Raw genomic sequence first — 20,298 nt, 5'->3', positions numbered from 1 at the left:
ACTGGCATTTTTTTAATAAATACTACTCCATTTCTATAGCTAAAATCCTATCGGCTCGACTCATTTTTTTATCGCCGATAATTCCTTGGCCATATACGCTTTTATCTTCCTTCATAAAAACTATAGATTCACCCAAATTTGAGTTATTAATAGCGTCATAATTATAATAAGTCGACAGCGACATAAAAGAACCATATTGCTCATATCGTTGTAATAGCTTATCAAGTGCAATATTTTCGACTTTGTTTGGAACAATTATATTTAAATGTTGATGTTGCTTTGCATGTAAACCGAAAACCTGCCTAAAAATTAACTTTGTATTGTATCTCTTGTCTGTAAACACCAGATCATTATTATTTCGATTAACTAATATTTTATCCAAGTCATCGATTAAGAATATAGCCTCATCAATTTTAAGGTCAACTGAGTGATTATCAATAACGATAACTCTGCTATCTTTCCACATGTCCGCACTAATAACGTAAGTATCATTACCTTCTTCACCATGAAAAATAATTTTCTTAATATCACTGCTTTCATATACAGATAAAATATTATCATCATCATCGCCTGACTTAATCAGAACTGACTTTCCCTCGTTTGTTTTTTCATAGTTAGTCAAATTATTTATAGAGTGAATAACTACATCATCATCTACAGTTTTTAAAATTAAATTATCCCCACATCGATTTGCATCTTTATAAATAAATTCCGAATATAAACGATGCGATGAATTGATTAACTCCGGAGATATCAAAATACCTTCGCTAGTAAATGCTTGTTTGATAGTTGAAGTTCTTAATTTTTCTTGCATGTATAATTTCCCACTATCCATATCAAATAAATATATAGATTCCTTTTTTTCGTCACAACCTAAAAATTTCAATTTTTGATTTGAAGAAAATCTAATTGAAACAAATAAATTTCCATTCATATACCAAGTAAATATTTTCTGGTTATTTTCTTTATTTGTTAGCCCTAAAATGGAAATAACGCTGTTATCACCAATGCGATTTGTTAATTCAGCAAACCAATTCTTGTGTGTTTTTAGCCATAGTTTATTTACTGCTATCAAGTTTGGTTTCCCGTTAGGTAATATGTGATAAATAGCACCTTCTTGGGTTGTTGCTATACAACGGCCATCCCTATTAACTACATTAATGATATTTTTAAGCTCAACAGCGTGTGCAATTGTATTATTTTTATCTGATTCATTTAGCAAGGCATCTTCTTGCCAATAAAGAATATGGCTCTCCGTGTTATAAAAATAAAACACTTCTATTCCTTTAGAATTATATTCACCGCCAATATAAATCAAATAGTTAGACATAGTTTTATAATTACTTACATCTAAGTTTAGACCTATATGTCCTACCTCAGATGAACCACTCTCCTTTATATTAGCATTAATTATAACCCCATCCTTGTTCCTTAACCAAAAGCGTATATTTTTTTCCCCTGGAATTTCACCAGAAAACATAATTATATCAGCTAGTTTAATTTCTTTATTAGTTAATACTTGACTATTAAAACTATAGTTATTATCTATATTAGAATAATAAAAAGGCGATAGCTTTTCCTTAATACTTTCAACCAACTTATTTTTATTATTTATATCTAAATCAGATGGTATAAAACCAATCGTAGATATACTCAGCAAATAGAGGCTATTATTATTACATTGATAAACGCTCTCAACTTTAAATTTATCTTTAATTGTAGTGCAACTTATATAAACCTGGTTATCGACCTGCCACACTTTAATATTTTTAGTGCGGCCATCAAAACTCGTCCCAAAGGAATACATCGCTAAAGTTTTATTTGTATTGATATCTACAATAGCAACAACTAATTTATCAGGTAATTTAAGATAAGCTTTGCCGTCAATCACGGCTTCTAATAATGTTAGACTTCCTTTAGCATAACCAGACTTAAGATAAATCATCCTTTTATTTTTAACATCGTAAAAGGCTCGCCCTACTTCTACTCCATTAAATTTATAATTTTCAACAATAATGTATTTTTCATGTAATTCATTTTTTTTAGCTAATTCATCCAAATACTCATCAATTGATCCCTGACTATTACCCCATTGGTTAGCATCCTCTTGGATAATGTCAGATCTCATATTAGTAAAATCAACCAATCTTATTTCATTATTTTTCCCAACTATCGTTACTGCCCCATATTCAGAGCTTGAATCAATATGAATAGTTATTCCTCCGATAATTAATTGATCATTTAAAATATGAGTAACATCACTATTTAGTAATGTCGCATTGATAACCAGATTAGATTTTTTATTTTTAACAAACTTATTTTTCAGTGTTAACTCTACTCCTTCATTGAGGATTATCTCATAATCCTCGCCAACACTTTCAATAGTATAATTTAATAACCCATACCATTCTTTAGGAATTCTAGGAATGGCTATCTTTCTTTTATGAGCATCTAATAAAACATCAATATTTGTTTTGATATACTCTTGTTTTAATTTTGATATAATATATTCAGATGGAAAAACATAATAATCAAAATCAAATTTTTTGCTTTTTTCCATACGCCTAAGTACATTAAAACCAGAATCTCCCCGAGTCGTTGCTCCTGGTAACATACTATGATTATAGTTAATATAAGACTTAGGTGTCCCAGGTAAAATAATAATTTCAGCTTTATCATAGTCGACACTGTGAATACTTTCCATGTATTCCATTATTTCACGAACATTTAGTGCATCTTTGCGATCATGGTTTATTACATTTGCATATGATGCCCAGAAAAAGTAATTCCGATAACCACCACCTGCCTCATGTTTTCCAGAACGATATATATACTGGCTCCCAAAAACCATTTGGTTATTTTGAAAATCAATTTTTTCTATTACCGCGCCTTGCTTTGCAACTAAAAGAGAGCCATTTTCGATAAAATCAAATCCATTCCCTTGATAAGCTTTATCCAAAAGATAAAAATAGTGACCAACTTCTTGAGCATCTTCAGCAATAATCCCAAAATTTTTAGCTAGCGCAGTAAAACCTATAGTCAAGCCCCCAAGTATAACAGCTCCACTGCTACAAAACGCCGCTATACCTGTAGCCCCAATAGCACCAGTATATATAGACGTAATACCCAGAGCTAATGCCGTGGAGTCGAATCCCAGCTGAGTTCGAAAAATCGCCTTTTGCGATGCCGTCTCAGATTGTGTTAGTTCATAAATATCTAACCCAACTAAGGCGCCATTAAAAACAAGCCCAACGCCTTCATTTGCTGTATGAGCAACTGTATTAGCAAAACTATGCGTATTATTTTTAAATATATCAGCACCGTCTTGCCATAATGATTTAACCACATTGGTCACTTTGGCCATATCATTCGCAATACCATGTGCCATCATCGTATAATTAGTGTAGCTATGAATTTTTAAAGCAATGCTTAAATTAGACTCAGCTCCTTGCAAAGAGGCACGATTTTTATTACTAGCCCATTGAATTAATGTTTGAATAGCAATTCCCGAATTTAAGCCATCAGCAGATTCAACATCTACGGGATATTTCCCTGCTGACAAATTCCGCTTAAAAAATATATCGTTATTTTTCACTTCAGCGAGTTGTTGGTTAAAATAATGAGAGAACTCCATAAATGTATGATCTGATGTCTCAACCCAACGAGGCTCTATAGTTTGATCTTGGTGAATAAATTGTATGCGATAATTGTTATCATCTAGCCTTACAATATTAAAAAAATTAATTAACCATTTATTATCCAATCGATATTCTTGAGTAATTTTTCTGATTGCAGCATCAATTCTTTCTCCCCACTGCTTTGCATCAAGTATTTGTAATGATACTTTTAATTGTAAATCATGATTAATAATATTTTCATTTTCAATAAATAAGTCTACCTTTACTCGTTGCTCACTTACTACACTTAACTCATTTTTATTATGTAAGTCACCAACCACTAAACCATAACCAATAGGAACATCTGCCATTCTTTTGATATCAATAGTCACTAATTCAAATTTAGGTTCTGTTTCACTTCCCATTGCATTATAAAATTCAGCCATTTTTTTTATTAACAAATATTTTTTCAAACTTGAAAATAACTTGGCTTCGTCATTAAATTCAAATATTCCAAAGTTTGGATCATAAAAATAATATTTAACCTCCTCTTCCTTCACAATCTTACCTAGTAGCATGGCATGACTCATTGTATTGAGGGAATACATTACTGTTGAGTTATATTTAGAGAACATATATTGAATTTCTTTTAAATTTAATACTCCATTTGATGAAGATGCTTGGTTTGCGGGTACATTTGAATGTAATGCAATTAAGCTTTTCTTTAACAATACTGAATCGAGTTCTTTGGGAGAAGATGTTGCATAAAATAGTTTATCAATCAGATTATCTGCCCCTTTTTTATCTTCTCTTGCTAAGGCGACTGCCATAGCTCTAACTAATGGATAACATCGACCTCCATTATTATCCTTTACAGATAATAAATAAAAATCCTGAGGAATAAGACGTGCATTTATACTACCAAATTTAATGAAAAAATCTTTTATTTCCTTACTTTTATTAAGAACATAAGCACTGTATTCGCTTTCAAATTTAATCTCAATATAATGACTTAAAGCCCCTTTTTGCTCAATTGTTAACTCTCCATTTAAATATATTTTTTTTAACTCTAATGACGATAATTTTTCCGTAGAAAAATTAAAATTGATACTCTCATAGTTATTATAGCCACTAAAAAATAAGCTATTATTTAATGTACTGTCATTTCTAACAACCAATTTAAATCTTTTTTCTATAGGTATGTCTAATTTATTTTTCCCTCCGAGTTTGACTGAATTATCGTATTCATGGTCTACAACTGAATCTATACCTTTCTTTTCTTTTATTTTTAGCCAAATCCAATTTCTCTCAACATTAAGAATTTCAGATAATGATTTATTATATTTCATCTTTAAATAATCATGGCTAAATTCAATGTTAGATAATTCATTTTTTAATGTGTTATATTCCAATGAATATTTTTCATTTTCACTATTTAACTCAACAATTTCACCCCTTAATTTATCTAGTTTAATTAATTGTTCATCAAGCTCAGATTGAATTGACTCTCTTATTTTTTTAATTAATTCATTCCATGGCCTTGCTATTTCAGCATATGATGAAAAATCATTATTTTGATATTTAATTTCATTTAAAATATTGGTACTAACTCCACATTCCTTTGCTATCCTCATTAATTCATAGTGTTTTTCATCACGTAGCAACATAAATTGTTGAATATTATCTTGTGAATCTTGAGCTAAAGGAAACTGAACCATAAGTGAAGCTTTATCATCTCTTCGTGTGATGATTGGAACGCCATCAATAATTTTATATTCCTGTTTTTGTAATACTAATTGCCAAGAGCCATTTTCATATTGCATATATGCCATTCCAAGCCCTTCATCAGAATATTGGCACTGATAATCTTTATAATTTACTGCCATCACAACGTTGTCATAAAGAATAGAGCTATTAACTCGACCATCATGATAAACTCGATATGTAGTTTCATCTAGCTCAGTTACAATAATGGAACAACCTGAGAGAGTTCCTGTAAATAAAAATTTCGCCTTTGATGGGTGTTTTGGTATATCAATATAAGCTGGAGATATATTGGATTGATTAGCACCATTATATCCTAATAAATAAGATTCAATTTGCATGGAAGGGGCTTTCACTGAACTATTCAGTACAGGTTCTACCTCATAGGAATTATGATCAACTTTCACAAATTGAATATCTATTTTGGGCGACAGCCTCCCTGATTTAGTAATGCTATCAGTACTAATTGAATTATTAACTAAAAATTCAGTGGGATTTGACCTGAATAATTTAATTTTTGAATCTGCTTCTCTATTTCTGATTCTTACTCCACTGATAACTCCGGATTTTAGATTCTTATCTAAAATTGCTTGTTGTATAAAAGTATTATTTATTGAATACCATTTATTTATTTTTTCTTTTAAGAAGTAATTATATTGAATTTCTATTGATAGGACATTATCTATTACCTTATGCATATAAACCCCTTTAAATACAAATAAAAATATGCATTATATTATTTAGAACCTAAACGAAACCAATATAAAAATTTAAATATGTTGAATCCATTAAATAAAAAACAATATTTACTATACTTATAATATTTTTTGTTGTATTAAAACCAAAAAACACACTATTATTTAAACCTTAGATTAAAACTATTATTACAAGGAAAGGTAATGAATAGAAAAGTGCAAAATGTGCTAAATATTTCGACTGCAGTTCAAAATTATCTGAGTACATCCAGAAGTACTTTTATTTCCCCTTGAGAAGCGGTGCTTCATGCCGTTACTAAATTTAAAATAGATCCTCCTTATAGCCAAGGTAGCCAATTAGAAATAGGAGAAAATAGCAAGCTATTAAGCCAAATCATCTCATTTGAGAGTCATCAATTTCAATGTAAAACAATTTTATTTACTCTCAAAATATAAAAATTAATTTATCATTAGGTGGCGATAGCCATTTTATAATAGGCTAAACAGGAAAAATACCGATAGAAAATAAAACAACCAGTTGTTTTATTTTCTATAACTAATTAAAATGTTGCCAGTCATTCGACTGGCATTTTTTTCTCGCTAATATATAGTCATTTCAGAACTAAACATATTGTTTATATTACTTAACAATTCCGTTTTTTTAAATCCACTAGCTAGCATGGTATCTTTATCAGCCCCAATTAGCGACATAGAACCAACTAAAGTAGATGCTGTCACATTCTCATCATCATAATAAGCAGATAAGGGCATAAAAGGCCCATAATCTTGATACCGCATGATGAGTTTTTCAATTTCAATATTTTCCACTTTACTTGGTAAGGCTATACTTAGGTGTTGATATTGTTTTGCACGGGAACCAAACACTTCTCGCAAAATTAATTTGGTCTGGTATTTCATATCAGTAAAAACAAGATCATCTCTATTTCGATTAATAACCACTTCATCAAAATCAGTGAGTAACCATATAAGGTTATCGACCTTAAGGTCAGTAGCATTATTGTCAATTATTATTACTTCATTTTCTTTCCACATCGACTCACTAACAATATAGGTATCATGACCATCTTTACCATTAAAAATAATTTTTTTTACTTTATTATTGTCATCTACCGTCAAAAAGTCATCATTGTTACTTCCCGATTTAATCAACACAGCACTTTTTTTATCTATGCAGTTACCTATCGCAGAATCATTAATAGCATGAACAATCACATTATCGCCTTCTGTTTTTAAAATTAAATTCCCCCCGCTTATTTCAGCATTTTTAATTTTAAAATCAGGATATAAATCATTAGGTTTATTAATTAACTCAGGGGAATTTAAAACACCATCATGTGAAAATGCTTGATTAACAATTGAAGCATCTATTTTTTTGTGTAGATATAGCTTCCCATTACCCTTATCAAAAATAAATATTGATTCAGTTGATTTGTCATAACCTAAAAAAACAATTTCTTTAGTCGAATAAAATTCTGTGGAAATAAAAAGACCTTCATCTGCGTACCAAGCATAAAGACTGTGACCATTTTTCTTATCAGTTAAGCCTAAAATTGAAATTATTGAATTATTACCAAAACGAGAAGTTAATTTATTAAACCAGTTATTGTATTTTTTTAACCACTGTTCATTAACAGCAATAATCGTTGGGTTCCCATTAGATGATATACGATAAACGCCCCCCTCATCAGTTATTGCAATGCAACGCCCTTCCCAGTTAATCATATTAATAACATCTTCGATCTCGACTCGTTCTGCTATCGGACCATTTTCATCCATTATGTTAGATAGTAGTCCTTTTTGCCAATATATCAAATGGCTATTCGAATTATAAAAATAAAACACCTCCTCACCTTCATTATTGTATTGGCTACCAACATAAATTAAATCTTCATATACACCTCTATGACCACTATTATTATTATTCATTTCTGGACTTTCGGCATTAACCATTTCATATATAATGCTTTCTTTTATATTTGCTCTAATTAATTTACAATCTTTTTCTCTCAACCAAAACCGTATTTTCTTTCCATTTTTCATCTTCCCATAAATCATAATAGTATCGGCTAACTTTACATTATTACTTTCCAACTTACCGCCATAGGACTCATAATTAAGCATCATTTTTTTGGGAGAAACTTGTATTATCCCACTCTCTACATACTTATCTTTTTCTCTATTACTTCCATTGAAATAAAAAAATCCGGGATAAAGTCATCTGTTGAGTAACTTATTAGATAGAGTGTATTATTAATATATTGATATACACTCTTAGTTTCATTACCGTTCTCTTTTGAGGTACAGCTCATATAAATACCATTATTTACTTTCCATACCTTAACATCTTTTTTAACCTCCTTTAATCCATCATCAAAACAGTACATAATCAATGTTTTATTTAAATTAACATCAATAATAAAAACAACCGACTCATTAGGTATGGTTATATATGCCAGACCATCTTCGACTACCGATAATACAGCTGTTTTTCCTGATGCATAACCTGATTCGATATAAAAAATATTATCCTTTTCAACATCATAAAATGCACGTCCGATATCAACTCCATTATGTTGATAATTTTCTATCGTAATATATTTTTCATATAATTTATTTTCCCTCGCGAGTTGGCTTAGATGAGCCTTAACTGAGCCTTGATTTTTTATCCACTGGCTTGCATCTTCTGAAATGATATCAAGCCTCCGGTTCTTCAAATCCAAAGAACAAATTTCATTATTTTTCCTAATGATAACTAGCGAATTAATAGGGTAACTGGGCGAAAAATTAACAACTGCATCACCAATTTTTATCTTACCTGAATAGAAACTAATTGAATCATTGGATAATAAACTAGAGTTAATAATCCAATTCGAGTTATTATCATTACCATCCTGATTCGATAGCGTAATTTCTGCACCATCATTGAGTATGATATTATATATCCCCCCACCTCCTTGCATCTCATAATTCAATAACCCATACCATTCCTTCGGTAATACTGGTATAGCAACATATCTTTCAGCTTTATCTAATATAATATCTATATTGGTTTTAACATACTCTTGCTGTATTTTCGATATAATATATTCAGATGGAAAGGTGTAATAATCAAAATCAAATTTCTGACTTTTTTCCAACCGTCTCAAAATATCAAACCCACGATCATTCCGGCTAGTCGCACCGGGTAACATATTATGCTCATAATTAATATAAGATTTCGGTGTACTAGGTAAAATAATAACTTTTGCCTTATTGAAGTCTATCTCATGTTTTTTTCCTGTGTACCCCATTTCTTCACGAATATTCAAGGATTTTTCACGTTCATGGTTTATCACATTTGCATATGATGGCCAAAAAAAATAATTTCTATAGCCCCCACCTGCTTCATGCTCACCTGAACGGTATATATACTGACTACCAAAGACCACTTGACTATTTTTAAAATCAACCTGCTCTACTACTCCTCCTTGCCTAGCGACTAAAAGCTTACTTTCAGTGATATAATCAAACCCATTTCCTTGATAAGCTTTATCTAACAGATAAAAATATCTCCCCACCTCTTGAGCATCTTCTGCAATCACCGCAAAATTGGCAGCAAGTGCATTAAAACCTATCGCTAAGCCCCCTACTATCACGCCACCAGCACTACAAAAGGCAGCAATACCGGTTGCACCAACTGCTCCTGCCGATATTGATGTAAGGCCAAGTGTCAGTGATGCAGAATCAAACGCCAATTGTGTTCCAAAAATCGCTTGTTGCATTTCTGTATCTGACTGCGTTAGTTCATAAATATCCAGCCCAACTAATACACCATTAAACATAATTCCTATCCCGTTATTTTCACTACGGGCAATACTCGATGTGAAAGTATCCATACTATTCTTATATGCAATTTCCTCATTTCGCCATAATGACTTAACAATATTGGCTATTTTAAACATATCATTTGCATTGCCATCTACTATCATCGCGTAATTGACATAACAGTGTATTTTTAATGCAACCCCTAAATTATCTTCAACACCTAGCACGGTATTTCTTTTTTTATTATCCGCCCATTGAATTAATACTTGAACTGCAATTCCCATATTTAAGCCTTCTATGGAGTACTCCTCATCGCTCCTCTCTTTCCCATACTTTGGCAGACTATGGTAGTTTTTCAGTTCATCTATTTGTTGATTAAAATAGTTAGAGAATTCTAAAAATGTATTATCTGAGGTCTCTATCCAGCGAGATTCAACTTCTTTTTCTTGGTGAATAAATTGTATTAGATAATTATCTTTCGAGGTATTTCTAATGTTAGAAAAATTTATTAACCATTTATTATCAAGCTGATATTTAGCACCAATCAGCTTTATAGCCTTGTCAATTCTTTCTCCCCACTGCTTAGCATCAATAAGTTGTAATGAGGCTTGTAGCTGTAAATCATCAGTAACTCTATTTTCATGCTCCGCGAATAAACTTACTTTTTCTCGTCGCTCACTGATAGTACTTAATTGTTCTGGATTATGTAAATCATCAACAATTAAACCTGCACCAATAGGAACATTAGCCATTTTTTCTATATCTATAGTAATTAATTCAAATTTAGGTTCTTTTTCATTTCCCATCGCATTATAGATATTATCCAGCTTATTTTTTAACATATATTCTTTAAGTGCATGAAATAGCTTTACCTCATCACTAAATTCAAAAATACCAAAATTAGGATCATAAAAATAATATACTGTTCTTTCTTCACTTATCGTTTTACCTAGTAACATTGCATGGTTTATTGTATTCAGCGAACACATTAAAGTTTCACCAGACTCAGAAAATATTTGTTGAATTTCTATTAAATTTAACACACCATTTGAAGAAGATGCTTGGCTAGCAAATATATTGGAATGTAAAGCAATTAGCCCCAATTTTAATTGTTTAGAACTGGCATCGTTAGGTGATGACATCGCATAAAATAACTTATCTATTAGATGATCTGAGTCAATTCTTCCTTTTTTAGCCAATGCGACAGCCATCGCTCTAACCAATGGATAACAACGACCACCACTATTATCTTTTACAGATAATAAATAAAAATCTTGAGGAATTAAACGTATATTTTCGCTACCTGAATGATAAAAAAAATCCTTAATATCATCACTTTTTTTCAAAATAATTGCAATAATCTCTTTTTCAAATTCAATTTCTATATAATGGCTTAATGCACCTTTTTGCTCCATTAACAAATTATTATTTATATATATTTTTTTTAGTTCTAATGATGATAATCCTTCTAGAGAATAAGGGATGATTACTTTATTATAATTGTTATAACCCTGAAAAAAAAAGCTATTGTTACGGTTAGAATCCTCCATAAGTAAATTTCTAAAACGCTGTTCTATTGTAGTTATTTTGTCCACATCTTTACCTGCTCCAATAGACTTATCATATCTATTTTCTATAATTGAATTTATGCCTTCACTATTTTTTATTTTCAACCAGAGGTCATTACTTTCAATGATTAGTGAATCAGACAATAGTTTATTAAATTTTAATTTTAAATAGTCACTTCCCTTTTCAATATCAGCTATACTTTTCTTTATTTTATCATACTCGTCTCTTCTTCTAGGTAAATTAGGCTTCATTCCACTCAATTGTTCTTTAAAATTATCAATCTTTATACGTTTTTCACGTAGTTTAACATCAACCACCTTCCTTATATTTCTAATAAATTTAATCCAAGACTTTATCACAGCAGCATCTGATGATAAATCACCACTTTGTTCTTTAATTTTAGACATTGCATCGGTATTAATACCAAGAAACTCTGCTGCTTCAATTAATTTTTGATGTTTTATATCTCTTTCTAGTTTAAATTTTCTAATATTTTCTTTCTGGTTTTTAATTAATGGATTTTGTACTAATAATGGTATTTTATCTTCTCGCAAGCTAATTATTGGTACTCCTCCAATTATTTTATATTCCTGTTTCTGTAATATTAATTTCCAGGCGCCATTTTCATATTGCATATAGACCATTCCAAGCGTCTCATCAGTATTTTTTATACTGTAATCTTTGTAATCTACAGCCATCACTACATTATCATAAAGAATCGAACTATTGATTCTACCATCATGATAGACTCGGTAGGTTGTTTCATTTAGTTCAGTAACGATCACAGAACTGCCTGAAAGTGTATGTGTAAATAAAAATTTTGCCTTAGATGGGTGCTTGGGTATATCAATAAAGGCGGGTGATTTATTTTTCTGATCATTGCCGTTATATCCTAATAAATATGACTCAATCATCATTGATGGCTCTTTTTCCGCCGTATTAATCACAATCTCTAGTTCATAGGAATAACTACCAACTTTAACGAATTGAACATCACCTTTAGATGTCTGAACATCAGTTCTAATAAAACTATCAACACTAATTGCATTTTCCATCATAAATATTGAAGGGTGTGACTTAAATGATTTAATATCTGCACTTGCTACTCTGTTTTTTACTCTTACCCCACTAACCGTTCCTAATTTTAATTTTGCATCATTAATTGCTTGTTCAATAAATTGACTTTTATCCATATCTTTTAATTTCAGCATATAAATTCCTTTTAATTACAAATAAAAATAGTTAAATCCTCGTAAAATACAATTTAGCAATAAATCATGAACCCTTAAAATTTAAAATAATTATTTTTTATAACTCCTATAATATTTTTTAATATGCTAATTAAAAATAAAATAGATTATATTATGTCATATCTATAGGGTTGTTATTACAAGGAAATGTAATGAATAAAAAAATGCAATTTATCATTCTAACAAGTTCTTTTTTATCTATTTTCACTATCTCCTCTCTTTCTCAAGCTGATGTATCTAAAGCAAAAGTTATTAATATAGAAGCCCCTCTAAAAAACAATATTTCATTTAATACTTTTGAAAGTTTATCTTCTAATGAGTATGGTCTTATTTTTAACAATGATATTAGTGATAATGATCAGCTTGCAAACAAAGCTGCAAAACTGATATTGGCTGAAGTAACAGGAACAGAAGAAAGTAAAATTAAAGGTGTCCTCGGTATTAAAGGACAAGCTGCGAATCTTATTATCGCTAATCCCAATGGGATCTCTTGGGCTGATGGCTCCATAAGTAATATTAATAGCTTATCTTTAATTGCAGGTAAGTTAGAAAAACAATATGTTAAAAATAAAGAAACGAAGCAGCTTGAAGCAAAAGCACTAGATGAATACAGCCAATTAAAATTCTCAGTTAGCCCCGCAAGCCAAATCAACATCAGCCAACAGCATGCCAGCCCGTTGCAGCTTTCTAAACTGAATGTGTTCGCCGATCGTATAAAACTACAAAATGCACTAAATATTACAGCTGCAGTTCAAAATTATCTGAGTACATCCGGAAGTGCTTCAATTTCCCCACGAGAAGCTGTGCTTCACTCAGGTACTAAATTTAAAACAGACACCCCTTATAGCCAAGGCAGCCAATTAGAACTGGGAGAAAATACCAAGCTATTAGGCCGAATCATCTCATTTGAGAGTCATCAATATCAATGTAAAGACAGTTTTCTTTGCCCTCAAAATACAATTGATGTCAAAGGTTTGATACAAACAATGAATTTTTCATTACGTGGCGACAGTGATTTTGTAATGCACGGCACAGGTAAAATACAGATAGGGAAAAACCAGCAAGTGCTTGTCGCACAGTAATGAAAAACGGGCTCATTAAAAATGAGCCCGTAAGGTCGTTGGGAAAGTGAGGTAAAAATGCGTTTCTCTCACTTTATACTTTTAGCTAAAATCAATTTAGTGATTTTTCTTGTTTGCTTTATAGCCAAAAGAACCAAGCAAATAGAGAGATAACAATAATACACGCTACGTTCAGAACTGCACCAACTCGTACCATTTCAATTTGCCTGATATAACCAGAACCGAATACAATCGCATTTGGCGGAGTCGCAACAGGTAACATAAACGCACAAGAGGCACCAATACCAATAATCATCGTTAACACAATAACTGGCATACCTAATGCTTCTGCTACAGTAGCAAAAATAGGCACTAACAGGGCAGCACTTGCCGTGTTACTAGTGAATTCAGTCAGGATAATAATAAAGGTTGTTACCGCTAAGATAATCACAAACCAATGACTTGTCCCAAATGTCATCTGCATCCAGTCAGCCATAATTTTACTTGCGCCTGAAGAACTTAAAATTGCACTGAGAGTCAATCCCCCACCGAACAGCATCAATACACCCCACTCGGTATTTTTTTGGATTTGTGACCAACTAGCAACCCCTGTTATACCAATCAAAATTGCAGCAATCATAGCAATAATGGTGTCGAGATCCTTCACACCACCAAGTGCTTCACTAATAAACGTACTGGTGATCCAGCAAACTACCGCAAACAGGAAAATCCCCATTGCTGTAATACGTTTGCCATTCCATTTAACGTGCTCTAATTCAATTTCAAAACGGTGCTTCAAATTCGGACGTAACATCATGTACATCAACACAAACATCATAGGCAGTAACACGACCATGATAGGAATACCGTATTTCATCCACGATAAGAAATCTAAACCTAACGCAGCAGCGGCAATCGCGTTTGGTGGGCTACCCACAATAGTTCCTAGACCACCAATACTGGCACTATAAGCAACACCTAATAAAACAAACACAAACGTATTACGTTCATGACGAACATCGAGGTTAGATAAAATACCTAATACAAGGGGTAACATCATTGCAGCAGTTGCTGTGTTACTAATCCACATTGATAGCAGCGCGGTAACACCAAACAACAGTAATACTGCGACTGATAAACGACCACGTGCAGCCATTAATAAGCGGTTAGCAATTAGACGGTCTAAGCCCTGAATATGCAAAGCCGTCGCTAAAGCAAAACCACCGAAGAATAGGAAAATAATTGGGTTTGCGAATGATTTAAGCGCTTCCCCAGTATTCATTAATCCAAGCCCAACCGCTAGGATAGGGATACAAAGTGCAGTAATAGTGACATGGATAGCTTCAGTTAGCCAAAGCACACCGATAAAAACCATCATTGCAAGGCCTGCATTTGCCTTGTCATCAAAAGGTAAATATTTTAAAAGTAAGATCAGAAGAACAATATCAACCGCTAAAATGATCCAACCCCGTTTATTGGATGGGGTCGGGCTGACCGCTGGTTGTAGGGATTCGGAAGCGTCCATGTAAACTCCATTAGCTCGGAAGCAAATTATTTTCGAGTATTATTGTTAATGTTTTTTTGCAAGAGCTGGAATATAAAGTTAATTGTATGAAATTAAAATGTGGAGGAAGTAAAAGTGCGATCTACACCGTATAATTTAATCGTTTTCCATATAAACTCCGAAAAACCTACCTATCCATTCGTAAAAAACGAAGAATTAAATACTAAAATAGTCACTATAAATTAGCATATTATTTCTAAAAATACGCATATCAATCATCTATCTAATAGATTGATTTTAAATTAATTATTAAATATAAGGAGGGGCAATAAAAGGCTAATCAATCATTAAGCTTACTAAAAATCCAACCAAATTTATTGCGATACATTAGAGGTAATCATAAATTACTGGGAATATATAGTAAAAATAGCGTCCTCAGCAAAGATTTCAGTCGAAAAAAAGGAAGCCATCGGCTTCCTTTAGTATAAATTTGTTAACGAACTAAAATTACGCTTGGCCTTTAACTTCTTTTAAGCCATTGAATGGTGCATTTTTACCTAATGCTTCTTCAATACGAATCAGTTGGTTATATTTAGCAACACGGTCAGAACGGCTCATTGAACCCGTTTTGATTTGGCCTGCAGCTGTACCGACTGCTAAATCTGCGATAGTTGCATCTTCAGTTTCGCCTGAACGGTGAGAGATAACAGCTGTATAGCCTGCATCTTTCGCCATTTTAATTGCAGCCAAAGTTTCAGTTAAAGAACCAATTTGGTTGAATTTGATCAGAATAGAGTTAGCAATGCCTTTATCGATACCTTCTTTCAAGATCTTAGTGTTCGTTACAAACAGGTCGTCACCAACCAGTTGGATTTTGTCACCAAGAACTTTAGTTTGGTATGCGAAACCATCCCAGTCAGACTCATTCAGACCATCTTCGATAGACACGATTGGGTACTGTTTAGTCAGTTCTTCTAAATAGTGGGTGAACTCTTGTGAAGTGAAGGTTTTGCCTTCGCCTTTCAGCTCATAATTGCCTGTTTCTGCGTTATAGAACTCAGATGCTGCACAGTCCATTGCCAGTGTTACGTCTTTACCTAACACATAACCTGCTTGCTCAACCGCTTCTTTAATTGCTGCTAATGCCGCTGCGTTTGACTCTAAGTTAGGTGCATAACCACCTTCATCGCCTACAGCTGTATTCATACCTTTAGATTTCAGTACTTTTGCTAAGTGATGGAAAATTTCAGAGCCCATACGAACAGCTTCTTTCAGCGTTGGTGCGCCAACAGGCTGGATCATGAATTCTTGGATATCAACGTTGTTATCTGCGTGCTCACCACCATTGATGATGTTCATCATAGGCAGAGGCATAGAGTATTGGCCGTGAGTACCATTCAGGTCAGAAATGTGCTCATACAGAGGCATACCTTTCGCTGCCGCAGCTGCTTTAGCATTTGCTAAAGATACAGCCAGAATTGCGTTTGCACCAAATTTAGATTTGTTCTCAGTGCCATCGAGATCAATCATGATTTTATCGATATTAGCTTGGTCTTTAGCATCTTTACCGATCAGTGCTTCTGCAATTGGACCATTAACAGCAGCAACTGCTTTCAGAACACCTTTACCCAGGAAACGTGCTTTATCACCGTCACGCAGTTCCAGAGCTTCACGAGAACCTGTTGACGCACCTGATGGTGCTGCAGCTAAACCAACAAAGCCACCTTCTAAATGAACTTCAGCTTCTACAGTTGGGTTACCACGAGAGTCAATGATTTCACGACCGATCACTTTAACAATTTTGGACATTAGGTTTTCCTCAGTACAAGTTAAATTTTGGGAAGTTGGTGCACCTGCGCCGACTTCCCCATATCTTATTTCAACTCACCTTTCTGGTACTTACCAGCGGCTTTAACAAAACCTGCAAACAACGGATGACCATCTCTTGGTGTAGAGGTGAACTCTGGGTGGAACTGACAAGCCACAAACCATGGATGATTTGGGTTTTCAATAATTTCCACCAGCTTGTTATCTACTGAACGGCCTGCAATTTTCAGGCCCGCATCTTCAATGCGTTTAAGCAGTAAGTTGTTCACTTCATAACGGTGACGGTGACGTTCAATAATGGTTTCTGAACCATACATCTCACGTACAAGACTACCATTCACTAGGTGGCATGGTTGACTACCAACACGCATTGTTCCACCAAGGTCGCTCTCTTCTGAACGCACTTCAAGGTTTCCTTCTTCGTCACGCCATTCTGTAATTAACGCAACAACAGGGAATTTACAATCCGCTTTAAATTCTGTTGAATTTGCATCTGCCATATTGGCCACATTACGTGCAAATTCAATCAAGGCAACTTGCATACCCAAACAAATCCCTAAGTAAGGAATCTTGTTTTCACGTGCATATTGAGCAGTCAGAATTTTACCTTCAACACCACGCTCACCAAAACCGCCTGGTACTAAAATAGCATCTAAATCTTTAAGTAACTCAACACCACGCGTTTCGATATCTTGTGAATCAATCAATTTGATGTTCACAGTTAAACGGTTTTTCAAGCCACCGTGTTTTAATGCTTCAATTACAGATTTATACGCATCTGGTAACTCAACATATTTACCAACCATTCCGATGGTGACTTCACCTGCAGGATTAGCTTCTTCGTAAATAACTTGTTCCCACTCAGATAAATTAGCTTCTGGCGCATCAATGCGGAAGCGGTTACAGATGTATTCATCCAAACCTTGTGATTTTAACAAGGCTGGAATTTTATAAATTGAATCAACGTCTTTGAGAGAAATAACCGCTTTCTCTGGCACATTACAGAACAATGCGATTTTTGCACGTTCATTTGCAGGGATCACTCTGTCTGAGCGACAGATTAACACGTCTGGCTGGATACCAATTGACAGCAATTCTTTCACAGAATGTTGAGTTGGCTTAGTTTTCACTTCACCAGCAGCTGCAAGGTAAGGCACTAATGTTAAGTGCAAATATAAAGTGCGCTCACGGCCGACTTCTGCAGCCATTTGACGAATCGCTTCAAGGAATGGCAATGATTCAATATCACCCACTGTACCACCAACTTCAACCAAAACAACGTCATGGCCTTCGCCACCACGGATGATACGGTCTTTAATTTCATTAGTGATATGAGGGATAACTTGAATTGTAGCGCCTAAGTAGTCGCCACGGCGCTCTTTACGCAGAACTTCAGAGTAAACACGCCCAGTCGTAAAGTTATTACGACGAGTCATTTTAGTACGGATGAAGCGCTCATAATGACCCAAATCTAAGTCAGTTTCAGCGCCGTCTTCTGTAACGAAAACTTCCCCGTGTTGGGTTGGGCTCATTGTGCCTGGATCTACGTTGATGTAGGGATCCAGTTTCATAATAGTCACGTTGAGTCCACGGGCTTCGAGTATAGCCGCCAAAGAGGCTGCGGCAATGCCTTTACCCAGAGAGGATACGACCCCGCCGGTCACAAAAATATAATTAGTTTTCATGCTGAACCTGAAAGTTTAGGTTTAAAAGATGATGGATATAACAGGACGGGAAAACAGTATACCCGAACCTTAATTTCGCTACAAATGTTCTAAGCATAATAAGGCTAAATTTCATCAATACTCTAATATTATCAGCAAGTTAAAAGCGAAAATTATTTATCGCTTCAAAATTAGTCATCTTTGTCTATTTTCATAGATTAACACAGTTCAAATGCAAAAGCTAAATCCTTTCAGCTCATTGTATAGTATAAAAAATGCGATTCTGCACTAACTTTGATTTTGAATAACTATTTACTCTTCAACCTAGCATTTAACATCCAAAAATGCTAGTTCACTCACTGTTTTTGAAGCTTTAATCTGAGTGTTTCTAAAAACGTATCAGCATAGATATCGCCTTGAAGCACTAATACCTAAGTGAAAAAACATCAGCCACTACAACATGTTACATTAAATACCACTTGTGTTTTTAGGATTAACTTTTTTATATTTACACTAATATTTAGTTAATATTGGGTCATTGGACAAATGGGAAAACTTTCAACATGACGAATGATTACCATAACACCCCACATGATTCAGTATTCAAAGGCTTCATGTCAAAAATTAGTAATGCACGAGATTTTTTTGATGTTCATTTGCCTGTAAATATTAAATAACTGTGTAATTTTGATACATTAGAATTAACTAACTCATCATTCATTGACCTTAAACTGCGCTCTCGCTTATCTGACGTCCTGTACTCTGTCGAGACTACTCATGGAGATAGCTATATTTATGTTCTCGTCGAACATCAATCAGTGCCTGATAAACTGATGCCTTGGCGTCTTATGCACTATGCATTTCAGGCTATGAGCCAACATTTACAGCAAGGCCACAAAACACTACCTTTTGTCATTCCAATGCTATTTTATAATGGAAAAACCACACCTTACCCTTACTCTCAGTTATGGACAGACTGTTTCCAATATCCAGAACTTGCGAATAATTTTTATTTTAATTCTCTTCCCTTAATTGATGTGACCGTAATTGATGATAACGAACTGCTAAAGCACCGCAAAATTGCCGTGATGGAACTAGCCATGAAACATAAAAATTTGCGGGATGACGTTAACCAGATAATCGCCCATCTAGCCCAAGCAATAAATCAAGACTATAATGATGAAGATGACATAGACAAAATATTCTATTACTGGTTTTATACTATTGATTCGCATGATTTTGTTAGCATTGTAAAAGAGCTAACGAATCAAATTCATAGTCATCAAGGAGTTGTTATGAACATAGCAGAACGCTTGAAAGACCAAGGACGTATAGAAGGTCGAGAGGAAGGTAGGGAAGAAGGTCGTGAAGCAACTCAACTAGCAATTGCCTCTAAATTATTAAAGGCAGGTGTTCCTCTTGAGCTAATTATGGAAAGCACAAACCTAAGTAAAAATGAGATACTCGAATTACTATAACTATATCCTGACTAATTCGAGTTACAGCTTGGTGGCAAGTATGG

The 20,298-nt window shown here is 33.6% G+C and carries 7 protein-coding genes and 1 pseudogene; 2 read left to right on the top strand and 6 right to left on the bottom strand.

Features of this window, described 5'->3' with window-relative positions; genetic code table 11:
* Positions 1-22: 22 nt before the first annotated feature.
* The 3 genes from PSE60_RS13235 to PSE60_RS13225 all read right to left on the bottom strand — a co-directional run bounded on the left by PSE60_RS13235 (position 23) and on the right by PSE60_RS13225 (position 12,681).
* Positions 23-6,079, bottom strand: coding sequence for a TcdA/TcdB pore-forming domain-containing protein (locus PSE60_RS13235; RefSeq protein ID WP_272665705.1), 6,057 nt, complete (start codon positions 6,077-6,079; stop codon positions 23-25).
* A 597-nt stretch (positions 6,080-6,676) separates the two neighbouring features.
* Complete coding sequence (locus PSE60_RS13230) at positions 6,677-8,188, bottom strand: hypothetical protein (RefSeq protein WP_272665704.1); 1,512 nt, start codon at positions 8,186-8,188, stop codon at positions 6,677-6,679.
* A 65-nt stretch (positions 8,189-8,253) separates the two neighbouring features.
* Positions 8,254-12,681 carry a TcdA/TcdB pore-forming domain-containing protein gene (locus PSE60_RS13225; RefSeq protein ID WP_272665703.1) on the bottom strand — a complete coding sequence of 1,476 codons (4,428 nt, stop codon included), beginning with the start codon at positions 12,679-12,681 and terminating at the stop codon, positions 8,254-8,256.
* A 191-nt stretch (positions 12,682-12,872) separates the two neighbouring features.
* Here PSE60_RS13225 and PSE60_RS13220 point away from each other — a divergent pair, with 191 nt between their 5' ends.
* Complete coding sequence (locus tag PSE60_RS13220; protein WP_272665702.1) at positions 12,873-13,802, top strand: two-partner secretion domain-containing protein; 930 nt, start codon at positions 12,873-12,875, stop codon at positions 13,800-13,802.
* A gap of 118 nt (positions 13,803-13,920) precedes the next feature.
* On the opposite strand, the gene PSE60_RS13215 is transcribed toward PSE60_RS13220, so the two are convergent.
* The 3 genes from PSE60_RS13215 to pyrG form a co-directional block, all read right to left on the bottom strand.
* Positions 13,921-15,306, bottom strand: a complete 1,386-nt coding sequence (locus PSE60_RS13215) for a DASS family sodium-coupled anion symporter (RefSeq protein ID WP_004913667.1) — start codon at positions 15,304-15,306, stop codon at positions 13,921-13,923.
* 486 nt (positions 15,307-15,792) lie between these two features.
* Entirely contained in the window at positions 15,793-17,094 is a 1,302-nt protein-coding gene (gene eno / locus PSE60_RS13210) for a phosphopyruvate hydratase (RefSeq protein WP_004260453.1), read from the bottom strand.
* A 65-nt stretch (positions 17,095-17,159) separates the two neighbouring features.
* On the bottom strand, positions 17,160-18,797 hold the full coding sequence (pyrG, locus tag PSE60_RS13205; RefSeq protein WP_210836118.1) for a glutamine hydrolyzing CTP synthase: 1,638 nt from the start codon (positions 18,795-18,797) through the stop codon (positions 17,160-17,162).
* Between the two features lie 542 nt (positions 18,798-19,339).
* Here pyrG and PSE60_RS13200 point away from each other — a divergent pair.
* Positions 19,340-20,254 (top strand): annotated as a pseudogene (locus PSE60_RS13200) (Rpn family recombination-promoting nuclease/putative transposase).
* The last annotated feature ends 44 nt before the right edge of the window (positions 20,255-20,298 follow it).

This window comes from Providencia sp. PROV174 (genome assembly GCF_028480685.1).
In the GTDB taxonomy this organism is placed as follows: domain Bacteria; phylum Pseudomonadota; class Gammaproteobacteria; order Enterobacterales; family Enterobacteriaceae; genus Providencia; species Providencia rettgeri.
This window is presented reverse-complemented; position numbering and strand designations above follow the sequence as displayed.

Excerpts from the sequence above, each read along its gene's own strand:
- PSE60_RS13235 (WP_272665705.1), bottom strand. The coding sequence starts at position 6,079 with ATGCATAAGGTAATAGATAATGTCCTATCAATAGAAATTCAATATAAT.
- PSE60_RS13225 (WP_272665703.1), bottom strand. The coding sequence starts at position 12,681 with ATGCTGAAATTAAAAGATATGGATAAAAGTCAATTTATTGAACAAGCA.
- PSE60_RS13220 (WP_272665702.1), top strand. The coding sequence starts at position 12,873 with ATGAATAAAAAAATGCAATTTATCATTCTAACAAGTTCTTTTTTATCT.
- PSE60_RS13215 (WP_004913667.1), bottom strand. The coding sequence starts at position 15,306 with ATGGACGCTTCCGAATCCCTACAACCAGCGGTCAGCCCGACCCCATCC.
- eno (WP_004260453.1), bottom strand. The coding sequence starts at position 17,094 with ATGTCCAAAATTGTTAAAGTGATCGGTCGTGAAATCATTGACTCTCGT.
- pyrG (WP_210836118.1), bottom strand. The coding sequence starts at position 18,797 with ATGAAAACTAATTATATTTTTGTGACCGGCGGGGTCGTATCCTCTCTG.